We start from the raw sequence: 21,901 nt of genomic DNA, 5'->3' as shown, positions 1-21,901 counted from the left end.
CACACACAGTGCCGGCCCCCGGTAAGCCCCGAGCATAAACACTGCGGGGTTCTTCGCCCGCCCGGACGGTGTCGATATATTCGGGACATGACTACTTCTGCCACACCTCCCGTTGCTCAAAAGGTTCCCACCGAACGCGTCCACCACGGAGATACCTTCGTTGACGACTATGAGTGGCTGCGGGAGAAGGAAAACCCCGACGTCGTGGCCCACCTCAAGGCGGAAAACGCCTACATGGAAGAGGTCACGGCCCACCAGGAAAAGCTGCGGCAGGAAATCTTCGACGAGATCAAGAACCGCACCGAGGAAACCGATCTGTCGGTGCCCGCCCGCAAGAAGGGCTGGTGGTACTACTCCCGCACCGAAGAGGGCCAGCAGTATGCCATTCACTGCCGCACCGCCGCCCAGGACACCGGGGACCTGGACGCGGACTGGACTCCGCCTGTCGTGACGCCCGGCGTTCCGGTTCCGGGCGAGCAGATCCTGATTGACGGCAACGCCGAAGCCGAAGGCAAGCCGTTCTTCTCCCTGGGCGGTCTGGCAGTGACCGAGGACGGCAACCTGCTGGCCTACTCCGAGGACAATGCAGGTGACGAGCGCTTCACGCTGCGGATCAAGGACCTGCGCACCGGCGAGCTGCTGCCGGACACCGTGACCAACGTGTTCTACTCCCTGGCCTTCTCCCCCGACGGCACCCGGGTCTTCTACACCGTTGTGGACGACTCCTGGCGCCCGTACCAGATCAAGGCGCACACCCTCGGGGCGCCGGTGGAGGACGACGTCGTCATTTACCAGGAGGACGACGTCGCCATGTGGACGGGCTTTGACCTTTCCGCGGACCACAGGCAGCTGCTGATCGGCATCAGCAACTCCGAATACTCCGAGTACCGGGTCCTGGACTTCGAGGATCCCGCCGGCGAGGTCCGTACCCTGATTCCGCGCAGTGAACGCATTCTCTACGAAGCCGAGCCCGTCACCATCGCCGGAGAGCGCCATTACCTGATCACGCACAACAAGGACGCCCTGAACTCCATGCTCTCCCTCGTGGCGGAGACCGAGTTTGCGCATCCGGTGGCCGAGCAGCACTGGAACACCGTGGTGGCGCACGACGACGCCGTCCGCGTCAACGGTGCGGCTGTCACCAAAACGCACGTCATCGTGTCGGTCCGCAAGGACACCACCGAGCGCGTGCAGGTCCTGCCCCTGGAGGGCCTGGGCACGGAAGTGCAGGGAGACCCCTTAGAGCCGGCCTTCGACGAGGAGCTGTACACGGCCAACCTGGCCAACGCCGAATACGATTCCCCGATCATCCGGCTCAGCTACACCTCCTACCTGACCCCGCCGCGCGTCTATGACTACGTGCTGGCCACCGGTGAACTGGAGCTGCGCAAGGAGACCCCGGTCAAGGGCGGCTACAACCCGGCCCAGTACGTGGCGGAGCGGGCGTGGGCTACGGCGGCCGACGGCGCGCGGATTCCGCTGTCCGTGCTGCGCCGGGCGGAGGTCAAGCAGGACGGCACCAATCCGGCCCTGGTCTACGCGTACGGCAGCTACGAAATCAGCATGGACCCGGCCTTCAGCGTGGCCCGGCTGTCCCTGCTGGACCGCGGAGTCATCTTCGTCGTCGCGCACATCCGCGGCGGCGGCGAAATGGGACGCACCTGGTATGACCAGGGGAAGAAACTGAACAAGAAGAACACCTTCACCGACTTCGTGGCTGCCACGGACTACATGGCGTCCTCCGGCTGGGTGGATCCGTCCCGGATTGCGGCCATGGGCGGCTCTGCCGGCGGACTGCTGATGGGCGCCGTGGCCAACCTGGCACCGGAGAAGTACAAGGCGATCGTGGCGCAGGTTCCCTTCGTGGACGCCCTGACCAGCATCCTGGATCCGGAGCTGCCGCTTTCGGCGCTGGAGTGGGAGGAATGGGGCAACCCGATCACCGATCCGGAGGTCTACCGGTACATGAAGGAATACTCCCCGTACGAGAACATCCGGGCCGTGGACTACCCGCGCATTGCCGCCGTGACGTCCTTCAATGACACCCGGGTGCTGTACGTGGAGCCGGCCAAATGGGTGGCCAAGCTGCGCGAAGTGACCACCGGATCCGAGCCGATCGTGATGAAGATCGAGATGGACGGCGGCCACGGCGGCGCCTCCGGCCGGTACGAGGCGTGGAAGGACCGCGCCTGGGACTACGCGTTTGTGCTGGACGCCCTCGGCGCGGTGGAGCCGATCGCCCCGGAAACCGGAAGCAACTAGCGGCCGGCCTGCTCGGCGGCCGCACGGCCGCTTCCCCGCTTCGGGGAAGCGGCCGTGCGGGCAAAGGCACTTCGGGCCGCGGGAGGATCGGTCTCTTCCGCTGCGTCGGCCGTTGGCGGCTTCTCGGCTGAAGTCTCCGCAGCAGTGGTTTCGTCCGCCGGGATCGAATCCACTGGGCCGGCCTCCGCAGCCTGCCCCGCAGTTCCGGAGCTCCCCGGGTTCCCGGCTCCGCCGTCGCTGTTGTCCCCGGCGTTGCCGGCCGTCGCACTGCCGCCGGCCTGCGTTCCGCCCTTGGCCGCCGCGCTCGCCCTGCGCCGCTGGCGCAGCAGACCCAGCCCAACGGGCACCACGGTCAGCAGGACCACCGCCAGGACCAGCAGATCCAGATGGTCGCGGATGAACGGGAAGCGGTTGCCCAGCACGTAGCCGAGCGCTGTGACCCCCACGCCCCAAAGCAAAGCGCCGAAGGCGTCGAACGCCATGTAGACGCGGTAGGGCATCCGCCCAATGCCTGCCACGACCGGAGTGAAGGTGCGCACCACCCCCACAAACCGGGCCAGCGTAACCGCTTTGCCGCCGTGCCGGGCAAAGAACTGCTCGGCACGGGCCACGTTCTCCTGCCGGAACACCCTTGAATCGGGGCGGGAGAAAACCGCCGGACCGGCTTTGCGCCCAATCCAGTAACCCAACTGATCGCCCATAAAGGCAGCGAGGGAAATCAAAAGCCCGAGCACCCAGATATTTATATGCACGGTGCCGGTAGCCACCAGCAGTCCGGCGGTGAACAGCAAAGAATCACCGGGCAGGAAGAACCCGACCAGCAGGCCGGTCTCGGCAAAGACAATGGCGCACACCACCAGCACCACCCAGGGCCCCAATGCCGGATCCGCCAGGAAAACCTGCGGATCCAGCCAGTCAGGAAGCACTGGGTTCCCGGAGCATCAGAGCCGTTGTCCAGAAATCGGCCGCAGCCTCGCACGCATCCACCTCCTCAAAGTACGCCACTGCGGGGGGCCGTGTCCTCCCGCCGCATAAACCGGTCCGGGCGGATGTGACACACAACTCCTCCGTGCTTGACAGCGCCGCCCCTCGCAGGATTACCTAATGAACATTCGGTAACTAAAACGAGAGGGCCCCATGGCTGACACCGGTGTCACCGCCCCAACGCAGGAAAACGGCGTGATCCATCCGATTCTGAAACATGATTCCGTTGCCCGCTGGCTCGGACTCACGGTGGAGCATCTCGCTCCCGGGGAGGCCAGCTGCCGCATGGTGCTGCGCCCCGAGATGCTCAACGGCTTCAGCATGGCCCAGGGCGGCATGGTCTTCGCGTTTGCGGACACGGCCTTTGCCCTGGCCTGCAACCCCTCCACGGCAGAGCTCGCAGAGGCGGAGCTGATCACCGTTGCATCCGGTGCGGACATCACCTTCATCTCCTCCGCACTGCCCGGCGAAACCCTGCGGGCCGTGGCCGCGCACCGTGCCTCCTCCGGCCGAAGCGGCGTATATGACGTCGAAGTCACAGCCTGCACCCCTGACGGCGCTACCCGGGTAGTGGCTGAGTTCCGCGGCCGTTCACGCTCCATTCCCAATCCCGCCCGCCGTCCCCGCAGCTGATCCGCTTCACCGCAGAGACGCTCCAACGCAAAGGCCCCTCCATGATTTCCTCCCCGTCGCTCCTGAAGTCCACCGCAGCAGATTCCGCCAGCCTTGATCCGGAAGAGCGGATGAGCCGCGACCAGATCGAAGCCCTTCAGCTGACCAGGCTGCAGCACACGGTCAAGTACGCCTACGAGCGCGTCCCGCTGTACACGCAGAAGTTCGACGACGCCGGCGTCCACCCCGAGGACCTCCGGGAACTCGCGGACCTCGCCAAGTTCCCGTACACCACCAAGGAAGACCTGCGCCAAACCTATCCGTTCGGCATGTTTGCCGTCCCGCAGGACCAGGTGGCACGGATCCATGCCTCCTCCGGAACCACCGGGCGGCCCACCGTCGTCGGCTACACCGCGGGCGATCTGGACCGCTGGAGCACGCTGGTCGCGCGGTCGCTGCGTGCCTCCGGAGTAAAGCCCGGCTACAAGGTCCACAATGCCTACGGCTACGGCCTGTTCACCGGCGGTCTGGGCGCCCACGCCGGCGCCGAGAAACTCGGCTGTACCGTCATTCCAATGTCCGGCGGACAGACCGAACGGCAGATCCAGCTGATCACCGACTTCCAGCCGGACACTATCCTGTGCACCCCCACGTACCTGCTCACCATTGCCGACGCCATGCGAGCCGCCGGCATCGATCCGCGCTCCACTTCACTGAAGAACGCCGTCCTGGGAGCCGAGCCGTGGACCGAGGAAATGCGCCACGAACTGGAGCTGTCCATGGGCCTGGACGCCTGCGACATCTACGGCCTCTCCGAAGTGATGGGCCCGGGCGTGGCCGGCGAATGCGTGGAATCCAAGGACGGCACGCACATCTGGGAGGACCACTTCCGCCCGGAAATCATCGATCCCTTCGATGACACCAAAGTGCTCGGCGACGGCGAACCCGGCGAACTTGTCTTCACCTCGCTGACCAAAGAGGCCCTGCCGATCATCCGCTACCGAACCCACGACCTCACCCGGCTGCTGCCCGGCACCGCACGCCCGGGCATGCGGCGGATGGGCCGGATCACCGGACGCAGCGATGACATGATCATCTTGCGCGGCGTGAACCTGTTCCCCAGCCAGATCGAGGAAATTGCCCTGCGCATCCCCGCCCTGAGCCCGCACTTCCAGCTGGAAATCACCCGCCCGGACCGCATGGACGAGCTCACAGTCAAGATCGAGCGCCGGGAAGACTCCTCCGCTGATGACTGCCGTTCGGCCGCCGCGGAGCTGAAGGCACAGATCAAGATCCATGTGGGCTCTTCCTGCATCGTCCAGGTGGCCGAGCCGGGCACCTTGGCCCGTTCCAGCGGAAAGCTGCGCCGCATTTATGACCTGCGGTCAAAAGAGTCCGGCCTGCTGCCCGGTTAATCCCCGGCAGGCCCGCGGCTCGAATAAACCTGCCGAACGTTCGTGAGAAAATGAGGCCCATGCCTTCCACACCATCCGCCGCCGCCGGAGCGGCGTCCGCCGCCGTCCGGCGGGGCCGCCCCGGATATGACCAGCAGTCAGTCCTCGCCATTGCCGTGGATGTGTTCAACAAGCACGGGTACGAAGCCACCTCGATGGGCATCCTGGCCGAGAACCTGGGCATTACCAAGTCCGCGATCTACCACCACGTTCCCTCCAAGGGGGACCTGCTGCGGCTGGCACTGGACAACGCGCTCGACGGCCTGGAGGCGGTGCTCGACGACGCCCGGGCCTCCAGCGGCGCCGCTGACGCCAAGCTGGAGTTTGTGCTCCGCGGAACCATCCAGGTCCTGACCGAGCGCCTGCCGTTCGTGACCCTGCTGCTGAGGCTGCGGGGCAACACGGAGATTGAGCGGGACGCCCTGGCCCGGCGACGGGAGTTCGACCACCGGGTGGCCAACCTGGTGGATGCTGCCCGCAGTGAAGGAACCCTCCGCAGCGACATCGATCCGCGCACCACCACGCGCCTGCTCTTCGGCACGATCAACTCCATTGTGGAGTGGTACAAGCCCGGCGGCCCCATTTCCCCGGAGCAGCTGGCCGATGATGTCATTTCCATCATGTTTGACGGGCTGCACGCGCGGTCCTGAGGCCGCCTGCGGGTTACTTCTCCACGAGGGTCAGGACATCGTAGGTGGCGACGACGTCGTCGTTCTGGTTGGTGAGCAGCGCATCCCAGGCCACTTCCCCGTACTCATCGGTTTCGCGCGGCGTGATCTTCTTGGCCGTGAGGGTCACCCGGATGGAATCCCCCGCGGCCACCGGAGTGATGAAGCGCAGGTTCTCCAGGCCGTAGTTCGCCAGCACAGGACCGGGCTCCGGGTCCACGAACAGGCCGGCCGCCCAGGACAGCAGCAGGTACCCGTGGGCCACGATGCCCGGGAAGAAGGGATTGGCTTCCGCGGCCGCAGAGTTGGTGTGCGCGTAGAAGGTGTCCCCGGTGCTGTTCGCAAACGCGGTGATGTCCTCGAGCGTGACCTCCCTCAGGTCCGAACGGACCGAGTCCCCGACCCGCAGTTCCGAGAGGTCCTTGCGGAACGGGTGGGCGCCGTCGAAGTTCCGGTCAGCCCCGGTGTGCCAGAGACCGGTGAGCGCCGTGAGCATGTTCGGTGAACCCTGCACGGCGGTGCGCTGCATGTGGTGCAGGACCGAGCGCATACCGCCCAGTTCCTCGCCGCCGCCGGCCCGGCCGGGGCCGCCGTGAACCAGATGCGGCACGGGCGAGCCGTGGCCGGTGGAGCTGCGGGCATCTTCACGGTTCAGGAGAAGCACGCGCCCGTGGTGTGCGGCGATGCTCAGGGTCAGCTCGCGGGCCGTGGCGGGATCATTGGTGCACACGGTTGCCACCAGCGATCCGCCGCCGCGGGCGGCCAGGCGCACGGCGTCGTCGGCGTCGTCGTAACCGATGACCGACGCCACCGGGCCGAAGGCTTCCACCGTGTGCAGCGCTTCATTCTCCGGATCCGCCCAGGTGAGCAGGACGGGAGCCATAAAGGCACCTGCTTCGGCCACGGCGCGCGTGCCGTCGGCCCGGACAACTTCGGGTGCGTCCAGGGAACCCCAGGCCAGGGCAGCTCCGGCGTCGAGCAGCGTCTGCACGGAGGAGCGGACTCCCTGGAGCTGTTCGATGGAAGCCAGGGCCCCCATGGTCACATCCCCGGCCCGGGGATCGCCCAGCACCACGCGCTGTTCAATGCGCCGGCCGGCGGCGGCAACGACGTCGTCCACCAGACCGGCGGGAACAATGGCACGGCGGATGCTGGTGCATTTCTGGCCCGCCTTGACCGTGATTTCAGTGACCAGTGACTTGACGAACGCATCAAACTCAGGGGTTCCGGGCACTGCGTCAGGTCCGAGGATGGCGGCGTTCAGCGAATCGGTCTCATTGGTGAAGCGGACGCCGCCCTCGGTGACGTTGGGGTGGGCCTTCAGCAGCTTGGCCGTGGAGGCGGATCCGGTGAAGGACACGTAGTCGCGGTAGTCCAGGTGATCGAGCAAATCCCGCGCAGAACCGGAGATCAGCTGCAGGGACCCGGTAGGCAGGATGCCCGATTCGATGATCAGCTTTACTGCCTCAGCGGCCAGATAGCCGGTGGGAGTGGCCGGCTTCACGATGCTGGGCAGGCCGGCCAGGAACGCCGGAGCCAGCTTTTCCAGCATGCCCCAGACCGGGAAGTTGAAGGCGTTGATCTGCACTGCCACCCCGGGAAGCGAGGTGTAGATGTGCTCCCCCAGGAACGATCCGTCCCGGGACAGCGATTCCGCGGGGCCGTCCACCAGCACGGTGGAATTGGGCAGCTCGCGCCGGCCTTTGGAGCCGAAAGTGAACAGCACGCCGATTCCGCCGTCAATGTCCACCAGCGAGTCCGTGCGGGTGGCGCCGGTGCGGGCGGACACCTCATACAGTTCGTCCCGGTGCGCGTTGAGGTACGTGGCCAGCTCCTTGAGCTTGAGTGCACGCTGGTGGAAGGTGAGATCCTGCAGTCCCTTCCGGCCCGTGGTGCGCGCGTGCTCGGCGGCGGCCGCCAGATCCAGCCCGGCCGTGCTGACCAGCGCCAGGGTTTCGCCGGTGCTGGCATCGCGGACTTCCGCAGGTTCCGCGGCGGTGAGATCCGAGCGGTCCGGCGTCCACCAGGAATCCCGGACGTAGCTGGGAACTATGCGGACGTCTATGGCGGTGGAGGTCATCGTTGACTGGCCCTTTCAAAACGGTGCTTGCGGCCGGCGGACCGGCCCCGGGCGGTACAGCATCCTGCGGAACGGTGCACCGTAGGATAACTGACCGGACGTTCAGTAATAAGATTTAGCGTACAGGAGGATGCTGCGCATCACACTATGATGTCGCTGGCAATCCGGTGCGCTGACCACGGAGCACCGGATAACTACCCGTTCCCGGCGGGTTGCCCCGCCCGCAGTGTCCGCGGGGAGTGTCCGGGACTACCTTGGAGCGCACACCCGCATCCTTAGAAGGAGCATCATGAACGAGTTCGAATCCCCGGCCGCAGCCTCACCGCCCCAATCCCCCGGCGAATCAGGCGAATCTCGTCAGCCCGCCCGGCGGCGCCACAGCATGCTGGTGGGCGCACTGCTGCTGGGCCTCACCGGCGCCCTGTCCGGCGTCGCAGCCGGCCCGGCTTCGGCTGCAGACACCGGGCCCGGTTCCGGGCAGCAGGCGCAGCGGACTCCCGGGCAACAGTCGCAGCCCGACGGCGGCCAAGGCTACGGGCGCGGGCACGGGAACGGTCCGGGCAGGGGTCACGGGCACGGGAAGGACAAGACGGTTGACTATGTGGCCTTTGGGGACTCCTATGCTTCAGGATTCGGCGGCGGTCCGTTGCTGGATGCCTGCCGCCGCACGGCCGAGGGTTATCCGACCCTGCTGGACGCTCTTCCGCGCGTTGAGCTGGACAGTGACCAGTCCTGCGCCGGAGCCACGGCACTGACCACCGAGCCGGCCCCGCCCGCCGGTCCGGTGGACCTGCCGGAGCAGATTTCCACTGCCATCTCGGCAGACCTGTTGAACCGGCAGACCGATCTGGTGACCGTGACGATCGGCGGCAACGACATTCGGTTCACTGATGTCATTGCCGCCTGCGCCGGACCCGCACTGCCGGACACCTGCGCCCCAGCACTGGCGGCAGCGCAGGCCTTCGCGGAAACCGCCGTCGTTCCCCAATTGCAGGCCAGCTTTGCGCAGATCCGCGAAGCGGCACCGCGGGCGGAACTGGTGGTGGCCGGTTACCCGCACCTGTTTGAGGGCAGCACACCCGGAATCCTGAGCGTCGAGGCACAGAACCTGTTCAATGCCGGCACCGATGCGCTCAACGCCGTCGTGGCCGGGCAGGTGGGCGACGGCACTTTTGTCGACGTGACCGCGGCCTTCGCCGGCCACGGCATCGGATCGGCGGACCCCTGGATTCTGGACATCACTGATCCCTTTGCCCTGCATCCTACGGCCGCCGGCTACAGCGAGGGCTACTTCGCGGCCATTACCTCAGCCGTTGACGTGGAGCGGCTGGGCAATCCGGGCCGGGGCCACTGCCGCGGACGCGGCTAGCCGAAACGGCTGGCCGCCCCGCTGGGGCGGCGCGGCCAGCTACGTCCCGGCCGGCGCGGTCAGCACTTCAGCGAGATCGAATTTGGCCGGTTCCTCCAGCTGCTCATAGGTGCAGGATTCCGGGCTCCGGTCCGGGCGCCAGCGCAGAAACTGGGCGGTGTGGCGGAACCGTTCGCCCTCCATGTGGTCGTACTTAACTTCCACCACCCGCTCAGGCCGCAGCGGAACAAAAGACAGGTCCTTGTTCCCGCTCCAGCGGCTGCCCTCTGAGTTGCGGGGCGTGCGGGTTCCGGTGTCCTGCTTGTCCGCCGTCCAGGGGTGGTCCGCCGAATCGGATATCAGCGGCTGCAGTTCCGAGAACAGTTCACGGCGCCGGGCCATGGTGAACGCGCCGGCCACTCCCACATTGGTGAGGACGCCGTCGTCGTTGTAAATGCCCAGCAGCAGGGAGCCGACGGCGTCCGGCCCTGATTTGTGCACCCGGTAGCCGGCCAGCACGCAGTCAGCGGTGCGCTCATGCTTGTACTTGGCCATGGTGCGCTTGCCGGGCTGGTAGGGATCAGCCAGCGGCTTGGCCACGATGCCGTCCAGTCCGGCACCCTCGAATTCCCCGAACCAGCGCTGCGCGGTGCCGGGGTCGGTGGTGCGGGACGTCAGGTAGACCGGGGCGGCGGCGCCGGCCAGTGCAGTCTCCAGCGCGCTGCGGCGCTCGGCATACGGCCGGTCCAGATAGCTGGTGTCATCCAGGGCCAGCAGGTCAAACGCTGCGAAGGCCGCCGGTGTCTGCTCGGCCAGGAGCTTGACCCGGCTGGCGGCGGGGTGGATGCGCTGCTGCAGGGCTTCAAAGTCCAGCCGCTTTCCGGAGGCGCTGATCAGGATGATTTCGCCGTCCACCACGCAGCGCTGCGGCAGGTTTGCCTTGAGCGCCTCCACCAGTTCCGGAAAGTACCGGGTCATCGGTTTTTCATTGCGGCTGCCGATCTCCAGTTCATCGCCGTCGCGGAAAATGATGGAGCGGAAACCGTCCCACTTTGGCTCGTAGGAGTATTCCCCCTCGGGCAGCGCAGAGACGGCTTTGGCCAGCATCGGGGCCACGGGCGGCATTACCGGAAGTTTCATGGGCCCATTCTTACCCGACTAACAGGTAAGGGGAATGGAAACGCCCAGCCCCGCGGCGAAGGCGGTCAGCAGGTCCCGGCCCTGCTGCCAGTTCCCGATGCCGCTTTCATCGTTGATGTGGGTAAGCGGGCCGGCGTCGATCACCGGAATGTTCCAGGCCTGGGCCAGCAGCCGGGCGCCGGGGAGCGTGCAGTAGGGATCGTTCTCGCTGGCGATCAGCAGCCCGGGCACCGGCAGCGGTTCCAGCCTCGGATCGCGGAATGAGCCGGCGGTGTCCGGGAAGGCGGGCTCGGCCGGGTCCGGCGGCGCAACCAGCAGCACGCCCCGGGCGCCGTCCGGATTGCGCAGCAGCCACTCCGCGGAAGCCAGGCAGCCCAGGCTGTGGGCCACCAGGATGGTGTCGCCGTTCCGGGACCCGGCGGCAGCATCCAGCGCGTCCATCCAGTTCTCCAAGTTCGGGTCGTCCCACGACGACGGCGAAATCCGGGACATATCCGGAGCGTCAGCCTGCCACCGGCTTTGCCAGTGCTCATCGTTGGAACCGCCGATGCCGGGGACGATGGTCAGGTGCATGCTGTCTGCCTTTCCGTTGACGGCCGCCGCCGGGCGGAAGCCGGGAATATCTCCTCGGAAACCGGTGCTGTTCCTGAACATGAAGAAAATCGGTTTCCTGTCCTTTGGACACTACCGCGATGTGCAGGGTTCTTTTGTCCGTACCGCCCGGGATGCCCTGCTGCAGACCGTCGAGCTGGCGGTTGCGGCGGAGGAGCTGGGGATAGACGGCGCGTTCCTGCGCGTTCATCATTTCGCCCCGCAGTTCGCTGCACCGTTCCCGCTGCTTTCCGCCATGGCCGCACGGACAAGCCGGATTGAACTGGGTACCGCGGTCATCGACATGCGTTATGAAAATCCGCTGTATCTCGCGGAAGAAGCCGCGGCCACGGATTTGATCAGCGGCGGCAGGCTGCAGCTGGGCCTGAGCCGCGGTTCCCCCGAGCCGGCCCTGCGCGGTTACGAGGCCTTTGGCTATGTTCCGGATGCGGGAAGCACCGACGCGGACGAGGCCCGCAAGCACACCCTGGTGTTCCGGGCTGCGATTGCCGGCGCAGGCCTCGCTGCGGCAGATCCGGTCATGACCGGCAGCTCCGGAACGCTGGCGGTTGAACCGCAGTCCCCGGGGCTCAGCGAACGAATCTGGTGGGGATCCGGAACGCGGGCCACCGCCAAGTGGACCGGCGAGCAGGGCATGAACCTGATGAGCTCCACTCTGCTAACGGAGGACACCGGGGTGCCCTTTGACCAGCTCCAGGCGGAGCAGATTCAGGTGTTCCGCAAAGCGCGGGCCGACGCCGGCCACGAGGGCACCGGGCTTGTCTCGGTCAGCCGGAGCGTCATTCCGCTGGTGACCGAGACCGACCACCGGTACTTCGGGCTGCGGGCCCAGACGGATTCCCGTGACCAGGTGGGCCGGCTGGACGGCGGGCTGGCCCGGTTCGGCAAGAGCTACATCGGTGAACCGGATGTAATCGCCGCGCAGCTTGCTGCCGATGCCGCGGTCCAGGCCGCCGACACCGTGCTTATTACGGTGCCGAACCAGCTGGGCGTGGAATACAACGCGCAGCTGCTGGAGAGCCTGGTGAAGCACGTGGCACCCGCGGCGGGCTGGCGCTGATGCCTCCGGTCCGGTGACAGTTCCCGACTGTCACCGGCATGCGCTATGGTTGTCTCAGCTTCACGAGAGGTGGCCAACACGCCCGGAGGAATCCGGGTCTGTAAAAGCTCCGACTGGCCTCACACCAACCCCACTGTTCGGCGGGTGGTTCGGATGACGAAGCGGCCCGCGGCCAACCGGTGCGGGCAAGGACAAACCGTAAAGGAACACACTGTGAGTATCTCCAGTGGCGCCCGCTGCATCAGCTACACCCCCGGCCACAACGTCCACCTCATTCACGGCAAGCGCCTGGCTGTTTACGATGACTGGGTGGATGCCCAGGCCTACGTCGATCTCGATCTGGACCTGATTCAGTTGGTCGTGGACGGCGAGCAGCAGCTGATGTGGTTCCACGACCTGCCCTCCCTGGCGCAGGCGCTGGCCCATTCCAACGGCCAGGTGCAGTGGTGCACACGCTATTCGTCGCTGCTGGTGCCCGGAGGCTTTGACAGCCCCGCACGGCGCTCTTTTTTCTACTTGGCGACGCCGGAAAGGGTCCATCCCTGTAAACAGCTCAACGCAAACGACTCCGAAGACGCCCAAGCTCAGCGGGGCTAAGCCCAGCTGAGCGGAGGTACTGCTCCGCGTCAAAACCGTCCAGGGCGCGGAGCAGTTCCTTCCGGCCGTCGGCCACCCGCGCGTCTTCCTGCTCCGCCGTCAGCGGTTTTTCCCGCGGATGCACCTGCGTGGTGTGGAAGGCGTTGATGCCGCGGACCGCCTGTTCGTAGTCGTCGGCGATGGCTTCAGGCGAGGCCCCGGCCAGCTGCAGCAGCAGCATGGCGACGAGTCCGGTGCGGTCCCGGCCGGCAGAGCAGTGGATCACCACCCCACCGTCACCGGCCTCCGCTATGGCACGCAGAACAGCGGCGATCTTCTCCGGCCAGCGGCGCAGGTTCTCCCGGTAGAAGCGCGGGGAGTCCATGTAGGGGCCGGTGAGCGCGGTGAACTCCGGATCCTTCGCTTCCTGCGTGGGCCCGGTGAGGAACGTGATTCCTGCGGCAGCCTCCGCGTCCGGCAACGGATCGGTGTCCCTGCGTCCCTGCTCCTCTTCGTTGCGGAGGTCGACGACGGTGCGGACTCCGGCGGCGCGGGCCTGTTCCCAGCCCCGCGTGGTGAGCCATTCGGACCGCCCCATGCGGAAGATCCGGCCCGGGAGGACGGCGCCGCCGCCGGCGACCGGGATCCCGCCCAGGTCCCGTGCGTTGGCGGCGCCCTCCCAGTGGACGTCGCGGCTGCTCATGACAGCCGGCTAGGACCAGTCAAAGAAGCCCTTGCCGGATTTGCGGCCGAGCTCCCCGCGGGCCACCTTGTCACGGAGGATCTGCGGCGGTTCGAAGCGCGGGCCGAGCGTGGACGCCAGATACTCGGCGATGCCCAGGCGCACATCCAGGCCCACGATGTCGGTGGTGCGCAGCGGGCCGGTGGGGTGCTTGTAACCCAGCACCATGGCAGCGTCGATGTCTTCGGCGGAGGCCACGCCCTCTTCGACCATGCGCATGGCTTCCAGGGCAATCGCCACGCCCAGCCGCGAGCTGGCAAAGCCCGGGGCATCATTGACGGTGACGGGTGTCTTTCCCAGATCCCGGGCCCAGGAAGCGGCGGCTTCGGCCAGCTCTTCAGAGGTCTGCTTGCCCAGCACCACTTCGATCAGGGCGGAGGCCGGCACCGGGTTGAAGAAATGCAGGCCGCAGAACCGTTCCGGACGCTGCAGCTTTTGTGCCAGCTCGGTGACGGACAGCGAGGACGTGTTGGATGCCAGCCAGGCCTCCGGTGCCAGCTGTTCCTCGACCGCGGCCAGGGCAGCGGCCTTGAGGCCAAAGTCCTCCGGCACCGCTTCCACCACCAGCCCGGCCGCAGCAAAAGCGGCGTAGTCGGTGGACACGGACAGCCGCGCGGTCAGGTCGGCCAGGCTTTCGGAAACGGTGGCGCGTTCAACACTTTTCGCCAGCGCGGACGCTACCCGGTCGTAGGCGGCGGAGGCGGCGTCGTCGTCGCGCTCCACGACGACGACGGCGGCTCCCGCGGTGCAGAAGGCGTGCGCAATGCCCGCCCCCATCCGGCCGCCGCCGAGCACTCCTACTGTGGAGGGAACTGCCATTACTTTTTCTTCCTCTCAAGGAACGCTGACATGCGGTCAAACTTGGCCTGCGATTCAAACAGAATCCCCTGCGCCAAATTGTCGATGGCGGGGTGGGCATCCGCCGGGGCCGCGAACACGGTTTTGGTGAGCCGGACGGCCAGCGGATCCTGGCGGGCAATCCGGTCCGCCAGCGCCTGTGCTGCGGCCAGCAGGTCTTCCGGTTCGGCGAGCTCGGTGACCAGATGCGCGGCCAGCGCTTCCTCGGCGTTCAGCACCCGTCCGGCCAACAGGATCTCCTTGGCCAGCGGTTCGCCCACAAGTTCCTTCAGCCGCCAGCCCGCGCCGGCGGCTGCCAGGATCCCCAGCGAGGTTTCCGGGTTGCCGATCTTGACGCGGGGTGTGCCAATCCGGAAGTCCGCGGCGAAGGCCAGCTCCGCCCCGCCGCCCAGGGCGTATCCGTCCACCGCGGCGATGACCGGCATCGGCAGCTTGGCGATCCGGGCAAACACGGTGGAGTTGATGCCGCGCAGGGCGTCGTCGCGGCGGCGTTCGCGCAGCTGGGCAATGTCCGCACCGGAGGCGAACACCCCGCCGCTGCCGCTGAGGATGAGGATTCGGGGGTTCTCTTCGAGATCGGCACAGAGCAGGTGCAGCTCATCGACCATGGCGGCGTCAATGGCGTTGCGGACCTCCGGGCGGTTCAGGACCGCGGTGACGCGCCCTTCCCCTTCCGTGACCTGCAATGTGGTGAAGGAAGAGTAATCAGCTCCCACTTAGACGGCCTCAATCAGCATGGCGGTGCCCTGGCCAACACCGACGCACATGGTGGCAATCCCGCGTGTTGCGCCCTCGCGCTCCATCCGGTTCAGCAGTGTGATGGCAATCCGGGATCCGGAGGAACCCAGCGGGTGCCCCAGTGCAATGGCGCCGCCGTCGTTGTTCACAATGTCCTCCTTCACGCCGAGCCGGCGGATGCAGGCCAGCGACTGAGTGGCAAAGGCTTCGTTCAGTTCGAAGGCGCCGACGTCGGCAAGTTTCACGCCGCTGCGGGCGAGGACCTTTTGGGTGGCCGGAACCGGTCCGATACCCATGATTTCCGGCGGCACTCCCGCGGACGCGCCTTCGATAATCCGGGCCCGGGCGGTGAGTCCGTATTCGCGGATGGCCCGCTCGGACGCGACGATAATGGCCGACGCCCCGTCATTGAGCGTGCTGGAGTTGCCGGCAGTGACAATGCCGCCGGGCCGCACCACCGGCCGCAGCTTCGCCAGCACCTCGGCCGTGGTGCCCTCGCGCGGGCCCTCGTCGGTATCCACGACGGTGTCGCCCTTGCGGCCGCGGACGGTGACCGGAACTATTTCGTCCTTGAAGTGTCCGGCGGCAATGGCGGCCAGCGCATTCTCATGCGAGCGGACGGCAAAGGCGTCGGCGTCGGCACGGGAAATACCGTCCACGGCGGCCAGTTCCTCTGCGGTTTCCGGCATGGAGTACGTCATCTTTCCGCCCCGGGACAGCTCCCCGGCGGTGAAGCGCTCGTTCACGAAGCGCCAGCCGATGGAAGTGTCAAAGGTTTCACCGGGCTTGGCGAAGGCCTTGGTGGGCTTTTCGGTCACCCAGGGCGCGCGGCTCATGGATTCAGTACCGCCGGCAATGACAATGTCCGCTGCTCCCGCCTTGATCATGTGTGAGGCCATGATGATGGCCGACAGCCCCGAAGCGCACAGCCGGTTCACCGTGATGCCGGGAACGTCGCTGGGGAACCCTGCCAGCAGGGCAGCCATCCGCGCCACGTTGCGGTTTTCCTCGCCGGCACCGTTGGCGTTGCCCAGGATCACCTCGTCAACGACGGCGGGATCCAGTCCCTCGCGCGCCACCAGTTCCTGCAGCGTCAGAGCCGCCAGGTCATCGGGCCGGACACTGGACAGCGCGCCGCCGTATCTGCCCACCGGGGTCCGTACTCCGCCCACCAGAAATGCTTCCGCCATGACTGCTCCCACCGTCTGCGTGTTGCCGGCCGACGCCGGCGGACACCAATTACTGACCATTCGTTCTGTAAAGAATTGCACGGCGGAGGAAAGCGGTCAATGTGGGCAAGCCAGCATGACGGCCAGCTTCTGCGGACAGAAGTTGTCCACAAACCGCCGGTGAGCGGGGTAACGGCTGGCTAGGCTCGCGGCATGACATCGACTATCCAGATATGCATTGACTGCGAAAACCCCCATGACCAGGCCGACTGGTGGGCGGAAACCCTGGGCTGGGTGCTGGAGCCCACTGACCAGGAGTTCATCGAGTCACTGCTGCAGCAGGGATTCGCCAGTCCGGAGCAGCTGATTGAACACAACGGACAGCGGGTATGGAGGGACGGCGCCGCGATCTGCCGCCCGGGTGAGGAAGCGGCACCGGACCGTCTGCGGATATTGTTCCAGCCGGTCCCGGAACCGAAGACGGCGAAGGACCGCATCCATTTAGACGTGCGCCTGGACGGCCGGACCAAGGACGAGGCCCGCTCGGACCTGGAGGCCAGGGGCGCTGTGTTTCTCTATGCGGCGAGCCAGGGGCCATCCTCCTGGTACACCATGGCCGATCCCGAAGGAAACGAATTCTGCATCGCCTAAGTCAATGGGGAGCGGCGGGAGGGTCCGGTGTGCGGCGATTCCGGCTTATTGCAGCAGCTCGGCCGGAATCGCGTAGGTCAGCAGGACGGCCAGCAGATTCTTCGCGGCGTGCACGGCATAGGACAGCATGAAGTTGCTGCCCGCCCATACAAAGACGCCCACCAGCACGGCCCCCATCACCAGGTACGGGAGCAGGACGGCCAGCGCGGGCGCTTCCTTTCCCGCAACGTGGATACCCGCGAACAGCACCACCGAAATGACACAGCAGACCCAGATGTTCAGGTACCTGCTCAGCTTGCCGATCAGCAGATGGCGGAAGATGTATTCCTCCACGAACGGGGCGATCAGCACCAAAAGGGGAATGATCAGCAGCGGCGGAAGGGACACCACCAGCCCTTGGACTGCTTCCTGGTTCACGGCCGTTTCCGGAGGCCCGGTGAGGGCCGCGGCCACGGCGGTGAGCACCAGCATGGCGAGGACGCTGGCAGGGATCACCGCCAGCGTCAGCCAGGGACGCGCGGCGAGGAGCCGGGCCTCCCGGACGGCAAACCGCCACGAGGCCCAGAGCGCCAACGCCCCGGCCGAGAGGTAAAACGCGAGATTCACCGCATAGCCCGCCAGCACCGGATCCGGTATCAGCCGGGTCAGTCCGGGAATGCCGAGTCCCGGTGCAAAACTGAAAATCCCAACAAACAGCACATAAAAACCGGCCGCAATAACGTCGCGGCGGGTGAACGCGCCGGACAGGGAGGCCTGCACGCGGGGGTCTGCCACGGCTAAACGGTCAGTTCCGCCATGACGCGCGGCATGGCTTCCAGCAGTTCTCCGGCCAGGAAGCTCATGGGACCCTGGGCCGCCGAGAGGCGGTCACCTGCCGTGGAGTGCAGATAGGTTCCCCAGCAGGCGGCCTGTTCGGGGCTGGCCTTCCGGGCGAGGAAACCGGCAATGGCGCCGGCCAGAACATCTCCGCTGCCGGAGGTGCCCAGGCCGGAGTTGCCGGCGGGGACCTCCCAGCGCCGGCCGTCCGGAGCCGCAATCAGTCCCTGGGCGGCCACTACTGCCTGGTACTTGGCCGCAATGTCGAGGGCGGCCTGTTCCATGTCCAGGTCTGTCTCCGGATCCAGCTCCAGGAGCCGGGCAGCTTCGTTCTTGTTCGGAGTCAGCACCAGGCGACCGGCCCACGACTTGTAGACCTCCGGATACTGGTGCAGGACACCGAGGGCGTAGGCATCCAGGACTATCGAGGTGCGCTCTTTCAGCAGCGGGGCGATCCCCTGAAGCAGTTCACCGGTGGAATCGGCATCATCCAAACCGGGACCCACCACCACAACGTCGGAAGTTTCCAGGTCGGCTTGCATGGCCTTCGCTGCCCGGCAACCGGAGATCACACCGTCATCTTCCGGCAGCGGGGCGCACCCTGACTCCGGAACAGCCACGGCAACAGCCACGGCCACGGATTCTGTCACGGCAAGGGTCAGCCGGCCGGCTCCTACGCGCAGGGCAGCCCGGCCGGTGAGCATGGCTGCACCGGGGGAACGGCGTGCGCCTCCCACCACCAGCACATTGCCGCGGTCGGATTTGCCGCTGGCCTCACGGTTGACCTGCCACCCCTTGAGGAGTGCCGGGGTTACGGGTTCAGCGGGGGTGGACATTATTTTCATCTCCTGCATGTTCGGTTACCGGGGCGCCGCCGGACTCCAGATGGTCCACGGCGTTGAAGTCCACCAGCTCCCAGCGGCCCCTGCCTTCCGGACGCACCAGACGGGTAAGGGAAGCATTGCGGACACTGGTAGTGGAGGCAATATCCAGCAGTTCGGCCTCGGTCAAATTCTCACAGATGTACCGGATCAGCAGGATTACCGCGTCGTGGCAGACGATGGCCACACGCCGGCCGTCCGCTTCGTCGTCAAGATCCCGCAGCACCGAACGCAGCCGCAGGGCGACGTCGGCCCACGACTCGCCGCCCGGCGGCCGGTAGGAAAACTTGCCCAGCCAGTTGCGCCGCTGCGCTTCCTCGGGAAAGCGTGCCTGGACCCCTGCGGAGGTGAGCAGGTCCAGGATGCCCAGCTCCCGGTCGCGCAGCCGTTCGTCAAGCCGCGCGTTCTCCAGCCCGGCGAGTTCAGCAGTTTGCCGGGCCCGCAGGTAGGGCGAGCACCAGACGGCTTCGGGGCGTTCATCCTCCGGCAGGGCTTCAAGCCAGCCGCCAAGGGCTTTCCCCTGGTCCCGGCCGGCGTCGCTGAGCGGAACATCCGCGTCCCGTATGCCAACCTCGATGACTTCCGCGCCGGAGCGCTGAGCCGCTGTGGCAGCGACGTTACCGGCGCTTTCGCCGTGACGAATGAGGACCAGTTCAATTGCACCCATGCCCCGACTCTACTCCGCGTCCGGGCGGCAGCCCCGCATCCTCAGACCCGGTCCTTGCGGACAGTGCCGGAGGACGTTTTGCTCTTCACGTCAGGGGAAGTGCCGCCCTTGCTGGCTGCGGCCGAGGTGCGCCCCTTCACCCGCTTTCCGGTGCCGGGCGTGCTGGAGGAAGACGTGATGTCCTGCCAGAAGTTGCTCCAGAACGCCTCCTGCTTTTTGAAAGTTTTGGGGACGGGGCCGCGCTCACCGCCGGGGCTGCCGGTCTCGGGAGGACCCGGAGGATTTTCTGCTTCCTCGGCCTGGACCGCCTTCAGTGCGGCGGCCACCGGAGCGTTAAAGGCGAGGTCACGCATGATCACATCAAATTCCGCCAATCCGAAGTCGCCGAACCGGCTCCGTGCCGTGACGGTATATCCGAACTTCATCCCCCGCAGCCGTGCCGGTTTGCTGAGGGTCAGGGTAAGCCGTGAACCGCTGCCCAGGTTGGCCGACAGGTTTCCGGTCCGCAGCAGTTCCCGGAAGTCCCGGACCCGGATCACCGGGGAAAGGGGAAAGAACTTCCGGAGCTTTGGAGCGAAGGCCGCTGCGTCTCTTTTGGCAGCGACGCCGCTGATCACCAGTCGGGTTACTTCCCTCAGGAACAGCAGGCCGGCCAGCCACAGCCACACGTCCCACTGGAGAAGGGACAGGGCGCCGTTGGGAAACGGCTGCCAGAGGTGGCACGCCAAGAGGGCGGCCAGCGCCGCTGCCCGGCGGAGCAGCCGGATCCGGCTGTAGGTACGCGTGTTGGTGACAAAGGAGAAGGTAGATGTTTTCACTTCAGTTCGTCCCGCCGCAGTGCCGCGAGGGCCTCCGCCTCGTAGGTGAGCCGGGTGGCATCACGCACTCTGCCCTCCAAGTCCCAGGTCACGGAGGCAGGGATCGGAGACAGCCCGGCAGGAGCAAGGTCAGGAACCTGTTGGTCCAGTGTCTGAAGCCGCTCCCGGTAGCCGTGTTTGAGGTCCCGGAGGCGGGCCTCGTTCTCCTTTTCAAGCCGGACCTGTTCAAGCCCGGCCAGAGCTTCGGTCAGGCGGGCGGCCGCGGCGTCGATCTTGGCCACTATTCCTGCCGCGCCGCGGTGGCGTTCCTTGACGGCGGCGCGCGCCTCGGCCACTTCCGTCCGGGCTTTCTCGACGTCCGCGAGCAGCGCCGCCGCGGTCCCCGCCAGTTCTGCGGCGGGTTCTGAATCCTGCGGCTGCGCCTGCACCGCGGCGAGCAGATGGTCCCGGCGGCGTTCAAAACGGGCTGCCACGTCCGCGAGATATTCCAGGTGTTTGTCCAAAAACTTCAGCTGGCCGGTCAATTCCCTGCGGGCTTGCGCGGCCGGGATCCGTGCCCGCTCCAAGCGCCGCATGGCGGCCTCAGCACCGATGACGTCAGACCGATTCCCCACAGCGCTCCCCCTGAATTAACCTGTTGTCCACGACAATACCAAGGCTCCGGCGGCCGGGCTGCGCAGGGCATGTTTTGCAAAGAATGCGGAATATCCACAACAGAATTACACCGGACAATTTTGCGGAAACCTTGATTCCGGCTCCCCGCCTGTGTTTAGGGTCTGATATGGACACCATGAGAACAAATGCCCGCGGACCATTCAGCACGTCCGGCTGCTTTTCGACGAGTGGAAAAACCGGTAAAAGCCGCACCGTTCAGTTTCTCGTGGCGTGCTCCCTTACCGCTGCCCTCGCGTCCTGCTCCGCTGGGTCGGGTAGCTCGGCTGGCTCGGATGGCTCGGCTGGCGCTGCGGACGAGCCGCCGTCTTCACCCCTTGCACCCTCCGCGGAGCCGGCAAGTCCAACCACCTCCCCCAATGCGGACATGGACGCACTTCAGGACCCTCTCGCGGACAAGCCTTTGGGGACCACTCCGGCACGGACGGTAGTTTCCGAGAAGGGCATGGGGAACGGGACTTACCAGGTGAAAGGCGGGCTGGCGCCCGGACAAACGGTATTGGTGACCGTGTCCTGCCGGCCCGGGTCCCGTGCCGCGGTGACGGCTACGACCACGCCACTGATTGATTCGAATTTTCCCTGCAGAAATAAATCGCAGTCCTCGTATACCAGCGCCCCGGCCCCTGAGTCCCTGCCGGAATTCACAGTCACCATCACCACCGATGAGGAAACCCCCTACTGGCTTGGCATTAGGGTTGCCGATGCACAATAAGGCGGACTTCTAAGCCCTTGCCTAAAACACCCGATTAGCCAAACCCCTTGAATCAGGCCTGGCGAATGTGTTTAGGGTTATCAACGGAAAATACACTTTGGAGGGCGGATTGAAGGAGGGCCAATACCTCACCCTTGCGGTGTACGCCACGTGCCCCCCGGGTGAAAAGATTGCCCTGAGGACGGAACCCGCCATCGGCGGCATCAGCAACCATTCCTGCGAGAACTTGCCCTTCGTGATGTACAACCGCGCCTCGGCGGTGGCAGTTCCGGATTTGGAGGTCGCGGTCGAGACTTCAGCCGGTGGCACCTTCTGGGTTCAGGCGCGGTTTTCCTATGATGCAACTGTCGTTGAGACAAAGGCGGGCACCGGCCAGTAGCT

22 protein-coding genes and 1 riboswitch are annotated in these 21,901 nt (G+C 66.1%); of the genes, 9 read left to right on the top strand and 13 right to left on the bottom strand.

Going from position 1 to position 21,901, the window contains the following annotated elements:
* Positions 1-87: 87 nt before the first annotated feature.
* Positions 88-2,262 (top strand): S9 family peptidase, encoded by a 2,175-nt coding sequence (locus tag AC4D2W_RS07580; RefSeq protein WP_490926313.1) that lies wholly within the window; start codon positions 88-90, stop codon positions 2,260-2,262.
* Here AC4D2W_RS07580 and AC4D2W_RS07575 read toward each other — a convergent pair.
* Positions 2,259-3,188: a DedA family protein gene (locus AC4D2W_RS07575; RefSeq protein ID WP_490926312.1), complete on the bottom strand. Its 930-nt coding sequence runs from the start codon at positions 3,186-3,188 to the stop codon at positions 2,259-2,261. The two genes, AC4D2W_RS07580 and AC4D2W_RS07575, sit on opposite strands and share 4 nt — an antisense overlap.
* 211 nt (positions 3,189-3,399) lie before the next feature.
* On the opposite strand from AC4D2W_RS07575, the gene AC4D2W_RS07570 reads away from it, so the two are divergent.
* Genes AC4D2W_RS07570 through AC4D2W_RS07560 form a run of 3 tightly spaced genes read left to right on the top strand, consistent with a single transcriptional unit; the run spans position 3,400 to position 5,962 of the window.
* Entirely contained in the window at positions 3,400-3,879 is a 480-nt protein-coding gene (locus AC4D2W_RS07570; protein ID WP_490926311.1) for a hotdog fold thioesterase, read from the top strand.
* A gap of 41 nt (positions 3,880-3,920) precedes the next feature.
* The gene (paaK, locus tag AC4D2W_RS07565; RefSeq protein WP_490926310.1) at positions 3,921-5,273 is read left to right on the top strand and encodes a phenylacetate--CoA ligase PaaK; all 1,353 of its coding nucleotides are present in this window, start codon (positions 3,921-3,923) and stop codon (positions 5,271-5,273) included.
* Between the two features lie 59 nt (positions 5,274-5,332).
* Positions 5,333-5,962 (top strand): TetR/AcrR family transcriptional regulator, encoded by a 630-nt coding sequence (locus tag AC4D2W_RS07560; RefSeq protein ID WP_490926308.1) that lies wholly within the window; start codon positions 5,333-5,335, stop codon positions 5,960-5,962.
* 13 nt (positions 5,963-5,975) lie between these two features.
* On the opposite strand, the gene paaZ is transcribed toward AC4D2W_RS07560, so the two are convergent.
* On the bottom strand, positions 5,976-8,060 hold the full coding sequence (gene paaZ, locus AC4D2W_RS07555; protein ID WP_490926307.1) for a phenylacetic acid degradation bifunctional protein PaaZ: 2,085 nt from the start codon (positions 8,058-8,060) through the stop codon (positions 5,976-5,978).
* A gap of 289 nt (positions 8,061-8,349) precedes the next feature.
* Here paaZ and AC4D2W_RS07550 point away from each other — a divergent pair, with 289 nt between their 5' ends.
* Positions 8,350-9,429 (top strand): SGNH/GDSL hydrolase family protein, encoded by a 1,080-nt coding sequence (locus AC4D2W_RS07550; protein ID WP_490926306.1) that lies wholly within the window; start codon positions 8,350-8,352, stop codon positions 9,427-9,429.
* Positions 9,430-9,468: 39 nt separating this feature from the next.
* Here the strand turns inward: AC4D2W_RS07550 and AC4D2W_RS07545 are convergent, their stop codons facing one another.
* Positions 9,469-10,548, bottom strand: a complete 1,080-nt coding sequence (locus AC4D2W_RS07545) for an ATP-dependent DNA ligase (RefSeq protein WP_490926305.1) — start codon at positions 10,546-10,548, stop codon at positions 9,469-9,471.
* A gap of 18 nt (positions 10,549-10,566) precedes the next feature.
* Positions 10,567-11,202 (bottom strand): RBBP9/YdeN family alpha/beta hydrolase, encoded by a 636-nt coding sequence (locus AC4D2W_RS07540; protein ID WP_490926304.1) that lies wholly within the window; start codon positions 11,200-11,202, stop codon positions 10,567-10,569.
* On the opposite strand from AC4D2W_RS07540, the gene AC4D2W_RS07535 reads away from it, so the two are divergent.
* Positions 11,201-12,220: an LLM class flavin-dependent oxidoreductase gene (locus AC4D2W_RS07535; RefSeq protein ID WP_490926814.1), complete on the top strand. Its 1,020-nt coding sequence runs from the start codon at positions 11,201-11,203 to the stop codon at positions 12,218-12,220. The two genes, AC4D2W_RS07540 and AC4D2W_RS07535, sit on opposite strands and share 2 nt — an antisense overlap.
* Before the next feature lie 58 nt (positions 12,221-12,278).
* Positions 12,279-12,418, top strand: a riboswitch (SAM riboswitch).
* Between the two features lie 15 nt (positions 12,419-12,433).
* On the top strand, positions 12,434-12,817 hold the full coding sequence (locus tag AC4D2W_RS07530; protein ID WP_490926303.1) for a hypothetical protein: 384 nt from the start codon (positions 12,434-12,436) through the stop codon (positions 12,815-12,817).
* Here the strand turns inward: AC4D2W_RS07530 and AC4D2W_RS07525 are convergent.
* The 4 genes from AC4D2W_RS07525 to AC4D2W_RS07510 are packed head-to-tail and all read right to left on the bottom strand — an operon-like array spanning position 12,774 to position 16,324.
* Positions 12,774-13,499 (bottom strand): tyrosine-protein phosphatase, encoded by a 726-nt coding sequence (locus tag AC4D2W_RS07525; RefSeq protein WP_490926302.1) that lies wholly within the window; start codon positions 13,497-13,499, stop codon positions 12,774-12,776. The genes AC4D2W_RS07530 and AC4D2W_RS07525 overlap by 44 nt on opposite strands.
* 9 nt (positions 13,500-13,508) lie before the next feature.
* On the bottom strand, positions 13,509-14,357 hold the full coding sequence (locus AC4D2W_RS07520; protein WP_490926301.1) for a 3-hydroxyacyl-CoA dehydrogenase family protein: 849 nt from the start codon (positions 14,355-14,357) through the stop codon (positions 13,509-13,511).
* Positions 14,357-15,112, bottom strand: a complete 756-nt coding sequence (locus AC4D2W_RS07515; RefSeq protein ID WP_490926300.1) for an enoyl-CoA hydratase/isomerase family protein — start codon at positions 15,110-15,112, stop codon at positions 14,357-14,359. Before AC4D2W_RS07515 ends, AC4D2W_RS07520 begins: the two co-directional genes overlap by 1 nt.
* Positions 15,113-16,324 carry a thiolase family protein gene (locus tag AC4D2W_RS07510; protein ID WP_490926299.1) on the bottom strand — a complete coding sequence of 404 codons (1,212 nt, stop codon included), beginning with the start codon at positions 16,322-16,324 and terminating at the stop codon, positions 15,113-15,115.
* Between the two features lie 192 nt (positions 16,325-16,516).
* Here AC4D2W_RS07510 and AC4D2W_RS07505 point away from each other — a divergent pair, with 192 nt between their 5' ends.
* Positions 16,517-16,954, top strand: a complete 438-nt coding sequence (locus AC4D2W_RS07505; RefSeq protein WP_490926298.1) for a VOC family protein — start codon at positions 16,517-16,519, stop codon at positions 16,952-16,954.
* Between the two features lie 45 nt (positions 16,955-16,999).
* Here the strand turns inward: AC4D2W_RS07505 and AC4D2W_RS07500 are convergent, their stop codons facing one another.
* Genes AC4D2W_RS07500 through AC4D2W_RS07480 form a run of 5 tightly spaced genes read right to left on the bottom strand, consistent with a single transcriptional unit; the run spans position 17,000 to position 20,750 of the window.
* Complete coding sequence (locus AC4D2W_RS07500) at positions 17,000-17,728, bottom strand: CPBP family intramembrane glutamic endopeptidase (protein WP_490926297.1); 729 nt, start codon at positions 17,726-17,728, stop codon at positions 17,000-17,002.
* Positions 17,729-17,730: 2 nt separating this feature from the next.
* The gene (locus AC4D2W_RS07495) at positions 17,731-18,606 is read right to left on the bottom strand and encodes an NAD(P)H-hydrate dehydratase (protein ID WP_490926296.1); all 876 of its coding nucleotides are present in this window, start codon (positions 18,604-18,606) and stop codon (positions 17,731-17,733) included.
* The gene (locus AC4D2W_RS07490) at positions 18,590-19,318 is read right to left on the bottom strand and encodes a histidine phosphatase family protein (RefSeq protein ID WP_490926295.1); all 729 of its coding nucleotides are present in this window, start codon (positions 19,316-19,318) and stop codon (positions 18,590-18,592) included. The genes AC4D2W_RS07495 and AC4D2W_RS07490 overlap by 17 nt, the downstream gene beginning before the upstream one ends.
* Positions 19,319-19,359: 41 nt before the next feature.
* On the bottom strand, positions 19,360-20,136 hold the full coding sequence (locus AC4D2W_RS07485) for a hypothetical protein (protein ID WP_490926294.1): 777 nt from the start codon (positions 20,134-20,136) through the stop codon (positions 19,360-19,362).
* Entirely contained in the window at positions 20,133-20,750 is a 618-nt protein-coding gene (locus tag AC4D2W_RS07480) for a hypothetical protein (RefSeq protein WP_490926293.1), read from the bottom strand. The genes AC4D2W_RS07485 and AC4D2W_RS07480 overlap by 4 nt, the downstream gene beginning before the upstream one ends.
* A gap of 879 nt (positions 20,751-21,629) precedes the next feature.
* On the opposite strand from AC4D2W_RS07480, the gene AC4D2W_RS07475 reads away from it, so the two are divergent.
* Positions 21,630-21,899, top strand: coding sequence for a hypothetical protein (locus tag AC4D2W_RS07475; protein WP_490926292.1), 270 nt, complete (start codon positions 21,630-21,632; stop codon positions 21,897-21,899).
* Positions 21,900-21,901 lie beyond the last annotated feature (2 nt).

This window comes from Arthrobacter sp. TJ-58, assembly GCF_058269295.1.
The sequence above is the reverse complement of the archived record's forward strand: the minus strand, read 5'-3'. Positions and strand labels throughout refer to the sequence as shown.